11 protein-coding genes are annotated in these 15326 nt (G+C 38.1%); 5 read left to right on the top strand and 6 right to left on the bottom strand.

Annotation, left to right across the window (positions count from 1 at the left end; all coding sequences use genetic code 11):
* Positions 1–377: 377 nt before the first annotated feature.
* The 4 genes from KO02_RS13635 to KO02_RS13620 all read right to left on the bottom strand — a co-directional run bounded on the left by KO02_RS13635 (position 378) and on the right by KO02_RS13620 (position 5175).
* Complete coding sequence (locus tag KO02_RS13635) at positions 378–1472, bottom strand: hypothetical protein (RefSeq protein ID WP_038699127.1); 1095 nt, start codon at positions 1470–1472, stop codon at positions 378–380.
* Between the two features lie 12 nt (positions 1473–1484).
* Positions 1485–2045: a biliverdin-producing heme oxygenase gene (locus KO02_RS13630; RefSeq protein WP_038699125.1), complete on the bottom strand. Its 561-nt coding sequence runs from the start codon at positions 2043–2045 to the stop codon at positions 1485–1487.
* A gap of 10 nt (positions 2046–2055) precedes the next feature.
* Entirely contained in the window at positions 2056–2766 is a 711-nt protein-coding gene (locus tag KO02_RS13625; protein WP_038699123.1) for an HmuY family protein, read from the bottom strand.
* An 87-nt stretch (positions 2767–2853) separates the two neighbouring features.
* A complete protein-coding gene (locus tag KO02_RS13620; protein WP_038699121.1) occupies positions 2854–5175 on the bottom strand; it encodes a TonB-dependent receptor in 2322 nt (773 codons plus the stop codon).
* Positions 5176–5510: 335 nt separating this feature from the next.
* On the opposite strand from KO02_RS13620, the gene KO02_RS13615 reads away from it, so the two are divergent.
* The 3 genes from KO02_RS13615 to KO02_RS13605 are packed head-to-tail and all read left to right on the top strand — an operon-like array spanning position 5511 to position 9246.
* Positions 5511–6365, top strand: coding sequence for a hemin ABC transporter substrate-binding protein (locus KO02_RS13615; protein ID WP_038699120.1), 855 nt, complete (start codon positions 5511–5513; stop codon positions 6363–6365).
* 8 nt (positions 6366–6373) lie between these two features.
* On the top strand, positions 6374–7408 hold the full coding sequence (locus KO02_RS13610) for a FecCD family ABC transporter permease (RefSeq protein WP_038699118.1): 1035 nt from the start codon (positions 6374–6376) through the stop codon (positions 7406–7408).
* A 2-nt stretch (positions 7409–7410) separates the two neighbouring features.
* Positions 7411–9246, top strand: a complete 1836-nt coding sequence (locus KO02_RS13605; RefSeq protein ID WP_081918387.1) for a heme ABC transporter ATP-binding protein — start codon at positions 7411–7413, stop codon at positions 9244–9246.
* Positions 9247–9252: 6 nt separating this feature from the next.
* On the opposite strand, the gene KO02_RS13600 is transcribed toward KO02_RS13605, so the two are convergent.
* Positions 9253–10212, bottom strand: a complete 960-nt coding sequence (locus KO02_RS13600) for a helix-turn-helix transcriptional regulator (RefSeq protein WP_038699116.1) — start codon at positions 10210–10212, stop codon at positions 9253–9255.
* 277 nt (positions 10213–10489) lie between these two features.
* On the opposite strand from KO02_RS13600, the gene KO02_RS13595 reads away from it, so the two are divergent.
* Together KO02_RS13595 and KO02_RS13590 are read left to right on the top strand one after the other, a co-directional pair.
* Complete coding sequence (locus KO02_RS13595) at positions 10490–11536, top strand: ferredoxin--NADP reductase (protein ID WP_038699114.1); 1047 nt, start codon at positions 10490–10492, stop codon at positions 11534–11536.
* Between the two features lie 127 nt (positions 11537–11663).
* Positions 11664–13586 (top strand): acetoacetate--CoA ligase, encoded by a 1923-nt coding sequence (locus KO02_RS13590; RefSeq protein ID WP_235212260.1) that lies wholly within the window; start codon positions 11664–11666, stop codon positions 13584–13586.
* Between the two features lie 122 nt (positions 13587–13708).
* Here KO02_RS13590 and KO02_RS13585 read toward each other — a convergent pair whose 3' ends face one another.
* Complete coding sequence (locus KO02_RS13585) at positions 13709–15316, bottom strand: acyl-CoA carboxylase subunit beta (protein WP_038699110.1); 1608 nt, start codon at positions 15314–15316, stop codon at positions 13709–13711.
* Positions 15317–15326: the final 10 nt, after the last annotated feature.

Raw genomic sequence — 15326 nt, 5'->3', positions numbered from 1 at the left:
TCTTTAATTATATCCTGTGTAATCTTATGGTTTGTATATCAATATTTTACTGTTGATAGTTAGACCGCTGAAGAGAATTGGGATGTAAACTGATTTATGAATGAGCAAATATAATAGGACTTTCCAATTAAACAAGAACTAGTTGCTGTGTTTTTACTGCATTTAAATTGATTTTTCACGGTGATGGCTTCGTTAAATATGGTTATTTAGGTAAAATTGTAAATAAAGGGGCCAAGGCTAGAAGTGTTCTACCTATCATGCACCATAACGTAAGTTTTACTGACTAATTGTGCGATTAAGTAGGAGAGGTTATAAATAAGAAAGCATCCTGACTTTCGTGAGGATGCTTTCTTATTATATCAGATTGGACCTTTGGTCTATCTTGTGAAATGCTTTACTTTTAAAGTATAAGTAGCTTCCCCATTTAATGCAACTATATTTTCTGCATTGAAGATAATGACTTCTTCTGCATATTTGGATAATTTTTCTCCTTTGTATAGCGCAATGAAACGATTTTTTGTCGGATATACTGCATGATTATTCTTAAAATCATAAATAATCCAAGTAGGTCCGGATGCTGGTGCACCAGCACTTGAAGCATCGATACCCAAAAATGGTGCTTCTGCAAATTCAAGGCCATCTAGGTCTGCCACCTGAATAGCATCAATCGTCTTGCCTTCTAAATCAAAATATCCAAATTTATAAGCCGCTGTACTAGGTTTTAAAGTTGAACCATACATTCCTGATAAATTGATCGTACTTGTTTCTTCCTCGGCTACGACATCTTTAATTAAGTCATAATATAAAGTTGAAGATGGAGGTACTATAATTGTACTCGTTTTTAAAACTGCTTTACTATCTTCAAAAGAAGGAATGTCAAATGTGAATTCTTTTATATTTAATTCATATGTAGCATTTCCGTCAAGTGCCGTAATATTTTTAGCCTGCATAATGAAAAACTGATATGAATTATCTGAAGATTCAACTTTCTTATATAATACTACATAGCGATTGGCAGTAGGATATACAGCATGGTTGTTTTTGAAATCATATATAATCCAAGTCGGTCCACTTGCTGGCTGACCAGCGCTTGAAGCATCAATAGTCAAAGATGGAGTCTCTTGTATTTTTAAATTCAAGTAGTCAGCGTAGTTTTCTAATTTAATGTCTTCAATTTTAGTGTTCTCTAAATCAAAATAACCTAATTTGTAACCTTGGTTTCCTGCTTTTAAAGTAGAACCATACATGCCAGACAGTGTAAAAGTACTTGAGCTTTCATCAGAAATACTCTTTTTATTTAAATCATAATACACTGTGGCACCTTTTAGTACTTCAATTTTACTGCTATCAGGTAATACTATTTCTTCATCGGGGTTCTTAACATCATCCTTTTTACACGAAGCTAGATGTGTTACTGCAAGTGCAAGAGCACTGATGCAAATAGCATGTTTAAATTTAAATGAAAAATTCATGTTTAAATATATTTATGATAAAACTGATTTAGAATTAAAGGTATTTGTAAAGGCTGAGAAGGTTGCTAATGCTGCATCAATAGCTTCTTGGTTGTCTGCCTCAGCAACTTCCTCATTGATGATGGCTGTAAATTCTGCCCATTTTTCTTGAGATTTGTCTCCGTAGCCGTTGAAGAAATTAAAACCCGTTTGTATACCTTTATGTTGTAGCATTTTAACGATATGTGGGCCTCCCATAATCGATCCTTCTAATACATATAGTGCTCCGATTGCTTGATTTTTAGTTTCAATATTAGGCAAAACTACTTCTGGAAGATTCTCTAAGTTACCACCTAGGTCTAAGATGTCTTTTTCGACATGAGATGCATTTCTACGTGTCTCAAAATAGGTCGTTAAGCTACTTGGTAAAGCGCGTTGTATCTGTACTTCAGCTGCCTTGAAATAAGCATAGAAATATTTTAATACTTCTGCATAGTCAGTGTTGTTTTCAATTGCTTTCAATTTGAAAATAACGTTTTTCTCTAACTCTTGATGACCTTGTTTAGTTGCTTCTTTGATTTTTAAGTTTAACATGATATTTGCGTTATTTAGTTTTTAAATTTTTAGAACCGTCCTCTTGGACGAAATATTTGAATGTGAAATAAGGTGCAGCCCAAGTAATATCGGTTACGGCTGGTGGGTTTCCTTTGTAGACATTTATCATCTGTAATTTTGCATATTTCCCATTGCTCAGTCGGATTACATACGTTAAGCCTGGCATAACCTTTACTAAGTGTGAGGTTAGGTCGTAGTTGAACCACCCTTGAGAGTACTCATCGGTAATCATTCCGAATGCATTGATTGAACTACTGTCAAATTCAGCATCAGTTGGAGCGGTAAGGATTTGGTCGTAGTTTTTTCTCACTAATAATACTTTATGTTTAGAGCCATTTCCATATGCTGGATTGCCCTTCATTGTACCATCGTTAACATATAGCATGCTGTTGTACTGATTGGAAAATGCAAGATCCCAATCCTTTTTAGCAAAGCTGGTAGAGGAATCAGCAGCCGTTTTTAACCAAGTCTGTTTTTGATCTGAAAATCTAAATAAGAAAGTGTGAAAATCGCGTTGTTCTTTCACTTCACCACCTGTTCCCCCTGAGCCAACATGAGCTTCTACATCACCTGCCAAATCACTGATGATCGTGCTGATGCCATCCTCTAACTGCTTGTTCGGGTCCACATTTTCTTTATTGCAGGAGGCAAACAATAAGCAGATGCAGATGTAACATCCTATTTTAAATAATGAATTCATATGTTTTTAATTTTATTTTTTAAATAGTCACATGGGATATTCATGCATGATTATGTAACCTGTGTTACATGAATATTTCATGTGTTTTTATTTTGTAATTCTATATGATACCCCCATCAGGATGCTACGTCCCATTTGTCCAGGGATTAAGTAATTCAAATAATTGCTTAGATTTTCTCCGCTTAGTCGTAATGTAAATGGGAGCTTGTCAAATTTTTTCTCTATTGTGGCATTGTATAAAACATGCTGATTGACAAAAACATCATAGCGGTCAATGAAGTGATTCCCATTGGCATCTCCAAAAGCATATTTTCCTCTGAAATTTGCACGTGCATTGATTGTGATATTCCAAGGAGCCTGATAGATCGCTCCTATATTGAATTGATGTCTCGATCTATTTTCTAATCCCCAGTAGTCTTTTGGAGTAGGAGTATAGGAGTTGCCGGTCTTAGCATCGTATAATGAATTGTATGGCCAGCTCCCTTGTTTTATACTATCTGCAATACTCATGTCTTTTGATATCAGATATTGATATCCAGCATTAATGGTTAATTGTTTTAAAGGTTTTGTTGAAATTGATACATCAAATCCCTTATTCACTGATTTCGGAAGATTTTGATATGAAAATATCGCCATATTTTGCATGCCCGTAGCTACTTGAATGCTGTTGATCTGATTTCTTAATTGATGATGGAATACATTCACATCCATCGTCGTGTTGGCCATTGGTTTCCATGTAATGCCCGCATTGATAGAGGTATTCCGTTCTGCTTGAAGATTGCGATCGAGTTGATTGATGATGTAAGTCCTTCGTTCTGAAATTTGACCATTGGCATCCATTTCATCAATGGTACTGCGTAAGACCTCATTTCCTATAACATAATAATTGGCGGCAGGATTATAGAACACTTGATAGCGTGTTTTGAAATCAGGAGCTTTAAATCCGGTTCCAATCCCCGTTTTTAATGCCAATTGTGGAAGAAGTTGGTAGGTGATTCCGAAGCTAGGATTCAATTTTCCTCCGTAACCTTGGGACTGGTCATATCTTAGACCAGTTACTACTGTCGTTTTTGAGCCAAATGTTTTGTTTGCTTGAGCATATAGAAAAAAGTTGTTTTGATCTTTGGAATTAAAGCTTGATTTTACCTCCATGGCTTCTAATGAACCGCCTACACCCATCGTAATGTTCAGGTCATCGGATTGATATGCAAACTGTTGCTCCAAGCGATGAACCATTTGTGTGAAATTATCTGAGGTTAAATTCGTATTGCTTTCTTGCATCGTCACGCTGTTGTCGGAACTATAATGTGATAGATAATAAGTAGATAGTGATCTCCAGCGATCATTCCAGCGACTATCATAGAATAGGGAAGCATTTATGTCCGTTTCTTTTTGTTGATCAAGGGTACTATAATCGGACCCATAAGCACGTAACATATCCGAATGACGATAATTATAGCGTCCGGATGCTCCGATAAAATGTTGATCGTCTTTCAACTGATGTCTCACTTTTCCTTGAATGGAAAAAGTTTGGTAAGGAGGAATGGTTGTACCGTTTGATTGATAATCTTTATTGGTATTGAACCCATCGGTACGGTAGTAGTTGGTTGAAAGTAAGGCAGTTCCCTTATTCTTATTAAATGATGATTCTCCTTCAACGGTAGCATCGAGCACTTGGAAACTTCCATAATTAACATTGGCATGTAACTGAGGGGTTACCTTGCCTAATCGTGTGATGATGTTGATGGCACCTCCCAATGCCTCACTACCATATAAGCAAGAGGATGCTCCCTTAATTATTTCGATTCTTTCGATATTGGATACCGAGATACGTGACAAGTCAAAATTTCCAGAGCTTCTACCCAGCATGGGTTGGCCATCAATTAGGATCATCACATACTCACTTGAAAAACCTTGTAATTGTACGCCAACAGATCGATTGCCACCAGCTGTATTGCTGACTATGGCTATTCCGGTCTGTTCTTTTAGTACTTCATCTAAGCGGCGACTGCCCATTAACTCAATCGCTTTTCTATCTATAATGGTCACCGGCATAGCAGAATTTTTAGAATCAATCAAAGATGGTCTGTTTTGTAGCTCCTTAGTTATTGCTACCTCATCTAATACTTGATTTGATTTTTGGAGTTGAAAGTGGTGGATTTTTTTGTCCTTGGCGTGTAATTCTACAGTTCCGGTTTTTGTTTGATATCCTATTGCAGTTATCGTATAGGTGTAAGTTCCTGTAAATAATTTTCGTAATATAAAGCTACCTTGATTGTCTGATTTTGTTAATGCATGGTCAGGTGTAATCAGGATGCTAACACCTGAAAGGGGAGTTTGTTGTTCATCAAATATCAATCCCTGAAACTGCGCATTTTGTTGCGCGAATAGCTGTTTTGCTGTTCCCATAAGGAATAGAAAACTAATAAACAGAAAAAGATGCGGTGTTGTTCTCAATGTTATTTGTAATAATTCTAAATAATAATGCAAGTATCTCTATAATATACCAAATTATATTTATGCATTCTGTATTAATATTTGTGCTATCCGTATTAATATTTGTGCATTATGATGTGTCCTTGTCTTCTGAATTGGTGTTTTTAAGGTGTTAATGATTTGAAGAGCAGTTAGTTGAATGTGTTTTAATGAGGTTGCCTGCATTAGTTAAGGTGTATTCTGAAAACAAACCCTTATTTGTAATTAGTTTAAATAAGCCCATTTTTGCTACTCATAAATGAATAGATATGATAAAGAAAATTATAAATAACCTTGGTCTCGTAATGATTTTATGTTTATGTACTACGGTTTCCATAGCACAGGTAGGCACACCTAAAAGGATTGTGTCTTTAAGCGGTAGTTTAACGGAGATTGTGGACGCTTTAGGGCTTGGTGAAAATTTGGTTGCTGTCGATGTCACGAGTGATTATCCGAGTTATGTAAAGCAGATTTCAAAAGTAAGTAAAAATAGATCAATCACTGCTGAAGGAGTTGCATCCTTTCGTCCTGATATGGTATTGGGTTTTGAAGGAGAAGTAAGTTCAGCTGTATTGGCCCAACTTAAAACCCTGAATATTCCATGTGTACTGTTTAAACAAGAGTTTTCTGCTGCCGGTATTACCGATTTAGTTCGAAAAGTAGGGCAATCTTTAAATATTAGTGTTAAAGGAAATCAAGTAGCTGATCAATTGGCAAAAGATATTAAGGGGGCAGTTGCAAAAGCAAAATCTGCGAAGGCAACCAAAATGATGTTTGTATATGCTCGTGGTGCCGGTGCTATGAGCGTATCCGGGTCAGGAACTGCAGTGGATGCGGTCATTAAGTTGGCTGGTGCGCAAAATGTGATGCAAGGTTTTAATGGATATAAAACTTATAATACCGAAGCATTGGTGCAGGCTAACCCCGAGGTTATACTATTGTTTGATTTTGGAATGTCAAGCTTAGGTGGTAAAGATGCCATTTTGAAACTTCCAGGTATTAATTTAACTACTGCAGGAAAAAATAAGCGCGTCATTGCGATGGATGCATCATTATTAAATGGTTTTAGTATGCGACTGCCACAAGCTATACAGCAATTGCATGAAAAGTTATTTGGGAAATAGTTGCTGTAATGAGAAATACTTTAATTTATCTATTACTCAGTATATTACTCCTAATTATTGTCATCTTTTCACTGGGCATGGGGTCGATTTCGGTTTCATTCTGGGATGTTTGTTCTATTATATTACATAAAATAGGATTAAAGGCTTCTTCCGGTGTTGATGAGCTGACCGTTAATGTCTTAGCGCAAATACGCTTACCCAGAATTTTAATGGGTGTTGCAGTAGGTGCTGCTTTAGGGATCAGTGGTGCAGCTATTCAAGGTATATTTCGTAATCCTTTGGCAGAACCAGGTTTGATGGGAATATCTTCGGGGGCTTCATTTTTTGCGGCATTGGTTATTTCTTTTGAAGGTTTATTACTTCCGCTTATTTCTGCCAGCTTGGGTTATTATGTACTGGCGTTTGCAGCTTTTATTGGTGCTGCATTGACCGTTCTTGTCGTCTACCGTATCTCTATGAATAATGGTAAGTCGCATATTGCTACGATGCTTTTAGCAGGTGTTGCTATGAACGCATTTGCTGGGTCATTAACTGGTTTATTAAGTTATTTAGCCACAGAGCAACAATTGCGCTCGATTACTTTTTGGTCGCTTGGGAGTTTGGCTGGTGCATCATGGGGTAATATCCAGGTGCTATATCCTTGTATATTGCTTTCTTTGATTGTATTGCCTCTCTTTGCAAAGCAGTTAAATGTTTTTGCCTTGGGTGAATCTCAAGCAGAAATGATGGGTGTCAATACTAGCCGTTTGAAAATTGTTGTTATCTTGTTCTCAACCTTGGCAGTGGGGGCTGCTGTCGCTTTTTCGGGAGTTATCAGCTTTGTAGGCCTATTGGTGCCACACGCCATTAGATTGATAGGTGGAGTGGATAATCGCTATGTATTGATTGCTTCAAGTATTGCTGGAGCATTGGTACTGACCCTTGCGGATTTACTATCGCGATCTATAATTCAACCATTGGAACTTCCGATTGGGGTTATTACAGCATTGCTGGGCACACCAGTTTTCCTATTTATACTTATTAGAGACAAGAATAAAATCTAATTATGCTACACGTACAGTCATTGTCATATGAAATTAAAGGTCGCCCAATTTTAAGAGATATCGATATTTCTATTCAAAAAGGAGAATTTTACGCAATTGTTGGAGCAAATGGTGCTGGTAAAACATCGTTGTTACGTATGCTTGCTTCCGACCTGAAACCCAATAAAGGTGAGATTTTGTTTAAAGGCAAACCTTTACGTTCGTATTCCCTGAAGGAGTTGGCTTATGCACGTGCTTTCCTACATCAATCCAATAGTATGGCTATGGCATTTACAGTGGAGGAGGTGGTTCGTATGGGACGTTATCATTTAAAAGCTTCTCAAGAGCAGCATGATCTCGCTATTACGGAGTGCATGCGTATATGTGAGGTTGAAGATCTAGCGGAAAGGAAAATACAACAATTATCTGGAGGGGAGCAACAACGTGTGCATTTTGCACGGGTACTGGCACAAGTTTGGGATCAAAAAGATGTTTTGCTTTTGCTCGATGAACCTGTGGCTAGTATGGATATTCAATTTCAACATCAGACGCTTGCGATTGCAAAAGCCTTGACCGCTGTAGGTTTTAGTGTCGTGGCGATTCTACATGAGTTGAATCTTGTAGCGCAATATGCAGATCGTGTGTTGATGCTTAAATCGGGAAGAAAGTGGTGGGAAGGAGCCCCAATAGAGGTGCTCAAACCTGAAAATATATATGCCGTATTCGGTGTGCAAACAAAAGTGATAACAGATATAGCAACATTAACACCATCTGTTCAGGCTTGTACGGTACACTATTCGGCAGCAAGATTTAATTCAAATTATAAACATGAATTGGCTATGGAATTAAAAGAAAAATACGAAAGTTATAAAAAAGACAACCCAAAGGCAAGGATATATGACTGTGCCAAGGCGCTTGCTGTAAGCGAGGCACAACTCTTATTAACACAATTGTCTGATGACGTCGTTTTATTAAAAAATGATATATGGGCTATTCTGCAGGAATTACCTCGTTTAGGGCATGTCATGGCGCTGACGCGCAATGATGCTTGTGTACACGAGCGAAAAGGGATTTACCCTACGCCTTCTAACGAGGGGCATGTAGTACTCTTTCATAATGATGATATTGATCTGCGCATCTTTATCCAAAGTTGGGCATATTCATTTGCTGTCAAAGTCAAAGACCTGTGGAGTGTTCAGTTTTTTGATACAGCAGGGTTGGCGGTTCATAAAGTTTACTTAACAAAGGAGTCGGACAGCATTCATGTTTATGAAGAATTAGTGCATGCCTACCGCGCTGAAGACCAATCGTATTTTACGATTCAGGCACCTACAGCATTAAGTGATATTTCCGTTCCAGATACTGAAATTCACATCGATCAATTTCAAGAGGATTGGCTAAAAATGAAAGATAGTCACGAATTTTTTGGCCTTTTGAGGAAACATAACCTGCAGCGTACACAGGCTTTACGCTTAGCACCGGATGGGTTTGCCGAACAATTGGCAGCAGATAGATTTTTTGAAATATTGAATCAAGCTTCAGTGCAAGAAGTTCCTGTGATGGTTTTTGTGAGTAATAAAGGATGTATTCAAATACACTCTGGTCTTATCACTAAACTGGTAACGATGGACAATTGGTTTAATGTGCTAGATACTAATTTCAATCTGCACCTCAATATAGACGCAATCGATCAAATCTGGTTGGTCCGTAAACCATCGACAGATGGCGATGTGCATGCATTGGAAGTGTACGACAAAAAAGGAAATCTGATTGTTCAACTTTTTGGTAAGCGAAAACCAGGTATTCCCGAGTTGGAATCTTGGAGATCACTGCTACAAGTACAAAAAATAGAAAATTAATATAGACTAACGGCTTATTTCTGAGGGGAGTAAGCCGTAATATTTTTTAAAGGCATGCGTGAAACTGGCTTGATGCTTGAAGCCTACGATAGTGCTTACTTCATACATGTTTTTATTTTCATTCAAAATGAGACGCTTCGCTTCTTCCATGCGTATTCGAGTGATGTAATTGTATATTGTTGTACCGAAGTGTTGTTTGAATCCATTACGCAATTTAAATTCATTTAAGAGAACTAATTTTGATAATTGCTTATGAGTCGGCGGATTCATAAAGTTATTGCGAAGAATACGTTGTGCTTCCTCTAGCTTCTGTACATCTTCAATTTTTAGAATATCGTTTAATTTATCACTTATGAAGCTAAATTGCTCAAATTGAAGCATAATCAGTTCGAGGATGCGCGCATTAACAAATATTTGTTTCAATTCGTTTTTGTTGGTTGTGGTTCGGATATCATCAATGAGAGCCTTCATTTCTGTAGTAACATATAGATCCTCTTCTACAATAGAAATCACCTTTTTTTCTTTCATTTTTTCTTTAAATTCCAGATGAAGTGGAGTATGGATACTGATCATGTTCTGATAGAGTTCAGGTGTCATAATGACCATGAAGTATAAGAAATCTTGATTGCTCTGTATGGGATGTTCTTCATACAGAGAAGGGATATAGCGTATATTATGTTTGCTAAAAGTAAAACCTTGTACGGATTCTGACTTGCTGAGGATGAACTGACTGACAACAGCTTCGCCTTCGATTTCTGAGATGATATCAACAGGAGCGGAGACATGCATATCAGCACAGAGAACAAATAAGCCTCTACTTAAAATCTGATACGTACTGATATTAATGGGGTTTTTACTGATTGCAATATGTTTCTCAGATAAAGTGGTATTGATAGAGCTTATTTCAGGAAGTTCTTCCCAAAATAGCCATTCATTATGTTGTTTTATCTTTGCTTTTATAATCATACCTTATTACAAATATACATTATTTGTAATAAATCTAAATTAAATAGCTCAAATTGGACTTCTAGATGACTATGCCCGTTTAGCAGCCTACAAACCAATATGCTTGGAGAAAAGCATAACAGAGAACTTTATCCCAATGGTTGTTTTAATGCTATTTGATTTATATCCAATGGGTTGTTGTCGCATATTCGATAGGAGACTGAATTCTATTTTTCAGCCTATGGGCTATTGTTATTTTTGATTTGATAAAACTATGGTTGTATCTTATCTTTGGTGTATGCACAAGCTAAAAATTACGAATATTATCACACGTGAAAATCAAAATGTATCCATTGATTTCGAATCTGTTTCAGGAGATTTCCCTACTTATAAAGCCGGTCAGTTTTTGACACTATCCTTTGAATTTGGAGATCGAGAGGTGAGGAGGTCGTATTCGTTTAGCAGTTCCCCTGATGTCGATGAATCTCTGAGCATTACAGTTAAACGGGTTGAGAATGGTGAAATCTCTCGTTTTTTACACCATAAGATTCAGCAAGGTGATGTCGTTCATGCATTAGAACCGCAGGGGTTATTTACTTATGAGCCTGTTGTGGATACGAATCGGACTGTGTTTTTATTCGCTGCAGGTATCGGTATCACGCCATTGTTTTCCATTCTGAAGACCGCATTGGTTCGAGAGAATAGCTCCAAGATTGTATTGGTCTATAGTAATAGTTCTCCTGAAGTGACTCCATTTAAAGAAGAATTACAAGAATGGGCTGCAAAGTATCCGGATCGTTTGCAGATTATTTGGATTTATTCAAACAGTAAGCACCTGATGACGGCTAGATTAAATAGGGATTACATTTTTTCTATTCTTAAGAATCATATGCCAGTTAGCCCTGAAGAAGTTTTGTTTTATACTTGCGGACCTGTTGTATATATGGATTTATGCCGTTTTACTTTATTGGGAATGGGGTTTGAAGAATCGCAAATAAAGCGGGAAACATTTTTACTTCCTGAAAATGAAGAGGATGATGATGACGAAACGGAAAAGGAGGTTAATAAAACGAGTTACTCCATTAAGTTAAATTTTCAGGGACAAAGTTATGATTTAATGATTCCTTACAATAAATCCATCCTCGACGTAGGTCTTGAACATAAAATTAAGTTACCCTATTCCTGTAAGTCGGGTATGTGCAGCACCTGTATATCAAATTGTTCGCAGGGTAAAGTACGTATGGACTACAATGAAGTATTGACTGATCGCGAGGTTGATAATGGGCGGATTTTGCTATGTACGGCTCATCCTGTTGAAGAGGGCACGGTGGTGGACGTGTATTGATTTTACGACTAAAGTAAGGCATGGTTGTGTAAGAAGGTCATGCTCATTTCTTTTTAAATCAATGGATTGACCTGATGTTTTTTCGTGTAATTTTCATTAGATTTGATTCAAACCAAATGAATCGGATATGATGAGTAATTTACTATGGGAGCCCTCTGTGACCTATAAACAAGAGTCTTCACTGTACCAATTTAAGCAATTTGTAGCTCAGAAAAGGCATCTAAAACTAGAGGCCTATTCCGAACTGTGGGACTGGTCGGTATCGCAAAAAGAAGAATTTTGGGAAGATATCGTTGTGTTTTTTGATGTGCAGTTCCATCATCCTTATCAACAGATTTTTGAATCAACTTCACAAGGTTTTATCGGTTCTAAATGGTTTATTGACGGCACACTGAACTATTCGGAGCATATTTTTCGAAAGGCTACTACCCAACGACCAGCACTATTGTTTAAAGAGGAAAATAAGCCTCTGCAGGCTGTTTCTTGGGAAACCCTAGAGAGAATGGTCCGCTCATTGCAACAATACCTCTTGGGTCAGGGAATAGTGTCAGGCGACCGCGTAGTTGCTGTATTGAGAAATAGCCCCGCCTCTATTGCGTTATTTTTAGCGGTGAATAGCATTGGGGCTATTTGGTCATGTTGTTCACCCGACTTTGGACAGGCCAGTGTTTTGGAGCGATTTGCTCAAGTGACCCCCAAGCTCTTATTCGCTGATGCACAATACTCGTATAATGGTAAATTGTTTAATATTAAGGACGCCATGACTGCCTTGGGTTCTAGTTTAGAGACTTTAGTGCAAGATGTTGTTTTTGTGGAGGGAGAAGTTTGGAAGGGTATTCTATCGCAGGATACGGGACAACCTTTAACTTTTAAGGCAGTTCCTTTTGACCATCCAATTTGGGTCTTATATTCTTCAGGGACTACAGGAAAACCCAAAGCGATAACACATAGTTGTGGAGGGATATTGGTGGAGCATTTTAAAGCTTTGGGCTTGCATCAAAATGTGCAGGAAGGAGAACGCTTTATTTGGTATGCGACCACAGGATGGATGATGTGGAACTATGCTTTATCATCTCTCTTGCTTGGGGCTACACTTTGTATATATGAGGGGGCATTGGTGTATCCTGAAAAATTGTCTTTTTGGGATTTTATTGAAGAATATAAAATCGACCATGTGGGAGCGGGTGCTGCTTATTATATTGCAAGTCAGCACGCTGAGCTGACACAACCGCGCTTTCAACCCAAAACAATTGGTTCTACAGGCTCTCCGCTTCCGCCGCAGACTTTTTCTTGGCTGCAAAAGCAGTTTCCGCAGACGCAAATCATTTCGCTAAGTGGTGGTACCGATGTTTGTAGTGCTTTCTTATCTGGAAACCCTATGCTTCCGGTATATGCAGGAGAAATCCAATGCCTAACTTTGGGGTCAAAGATCGAAGCGTATAATGAAAATGGAGAGTCCGTAGTGAATGAGGTTGGCGAATTGGTGATTACGATGCCCATGCCTTCTATGCCCATATATTTTTGGAATGATAATGGTAATGTGCAATATCATACGAGTTACTTTGAGAAATATCCGGGAGTTTGGTGCCATGGTGATTGGATAAAGTTTACGGAGCATCAGGGTATTATTGTATATGGTCGTTCTGATGCGACTTTGAATAGGGGTGGGGTTCGCATCGGTACGGCTGAAATATACAATGTACTGAATACATTTCCAGAAATAGCTGATAGTTTAATCATCTGTTTGGATCATGATGATGGGACATCAACGATGCCGTTGTATGTGAAAATGGAGCATGGAATGCTGTTGACGGAAAATCTTAAATCGGCCATTAAGTTACAGTTGAGAAAAAGCTATAGTCCTCGACATGTACCTGATGAAATTTTGGAGGTACCTGCAATCCCTTATACCCTGAGTGGTAAGAAACTGGAAATTCCTGTAAAGAAGATCATGATGGGAACCCCTGTGGAAAAAGCTATAAGTCTTGATGTTTTAAAAGATTCGAAATCTTTAGATTTTTGGATAAATACACTGAATAACAAAGTTTAGTGTTATTTAACCTAAAGGTTTACTATAGATGTAAGGTCCAGTTTTTTTGTCTGGACCTTTTTATTACTTTCATCTCATTAAGGTTAGAGCAACTAAAATACCCGTTATATAGGCTGTACTAATCAGGTTTGTATTACGCCTACATTATAGCGTTCTGTTATTGGATTGTGATTGGCAGCTTCTATACCAAGGCTGATTACGTTTCTGGTTTCATCAGGTCTAATTACGCCGTCCACCCATATTCTTGCGGCGGCATAGTATGGGCTGAGTTGCTCTTTATACCGTTTTTTGATATCATCCAGCAAGTTGTTTTTTTCTTCTTCAGATATGTTAACCCCTTTGGATTTTAATGCTGATTCTTGAATTTGCAATAAAGTATTGCCAGCTGCTGCGCCACTCATAACGGCTATTTGTGCGGTAGGCCACGCATAGATTAATCGAGGGTCATATGCCTTTCCACACATCGCATAATTTCCGGCACCATAGCTGTTCCCGATTATAAATGTAAATTTTGGAACTACGGAATTTGCCATGGCATTGACCATTTTAGCACCATCTTTAATTATACCGCCCTGTTCTGATCGACTGCCGACCATAAATCCGGTCACATCTTGTAAGAAGACTAGAGGAATCAATTGTTGGTTACAATTCATGATAAAGCGTGCAGCTTTATCTGCCGAATCACTGTAAATAACACCACCCATCTGCATTTCAATTGCACCAGCAGGCTTTTTTGCTTTCACAATTTCGCGTTGATTGGCTACGATACCAACTGCCCATCCGTCTATGCGTGCTAATCCGCAAACTATCGTTTTGCCATAGTCCTTTTTATATTCTTCAAAACTTCCTTCATCAACCAGAGTTTCTAAGAGTTTGTGCATGGAATAAGGTTTGGTACGGTCTAATGGTAGTATTTGTGCTATTTCCTCGGTTTTTCTTACGGGGGCTTTCGATTCTTTTCTATTAAAACCTGCTTTTGGATGTGTACCAAGTTTATCCATAACGCCTTTTATTGCATCTAGACAACTTGCTTCATCTGGAAACTTATTGTCTGTTACCCCTGAGATATCAGAATGAGTACTTGCACCACCTAGTGTTTCAGCATCTACAGTTTCTCCTATAGCCGATTTAACGAGGTAGGGGCCAGCTAAGAATACGGAGCCCATTCCTTCAACGATGAATGCGTAATCGGACATGATTGGTAGGTAAGCACCTCCAGCAACACAGCTTCCCATGATGGCAGCAATCTGTGGTATACCCATGGCCGACATTTTAGCATTGTTTCTGAAAATGCGTCCAAAATGCTCTTTATCTGGGAATATTTGATCTTGCATAGGTAAAAAAACTCCAGCGGAGTCAACCAAGTAGATGATGGGAATCTTGTTTTCCATTGCGACCTCTTGAGCGCGTAGGTTTTTCTTACAGCTGATCGGAAACCAAGCACCTGCTTTTACTGTCGCATCATTGGAGACAATGACGCATAACTCGTCCTTTACATACCCAAGTACACATACAACGCCAGCATTTGGACAACCGCCTTCTTCGTTGTACATATTATCTCCAGCAAATTGGGCAAGTTCGATATACTCCTTGTTGCTGTCGAGTAAATATTCGATACGTTCCCAAGCGGTCAACTTTCCTTTAGCTTTTAATTTTTTGATTTTATCTTCACCACCTCCCAAACGAAGTTGTGCTCTCTTTTGTTCTAACTCTACAAGTAGTGCATTCATGTTATAATTG

Source organism: Sphingobacterium sp. ML3W (genome assembly GCF_000747525.1).
GTDB lineage: Bacteria > Bacteroidota > Bacteroidia > Sphingobacteriales > Sphingobacteriaceae > Sphingobacterium.
The sequence above is the reverse complement of the archived record's forward strand: the minus strand, read 5'-3'. Positions and strand labels throughout refer to the sequence as shown.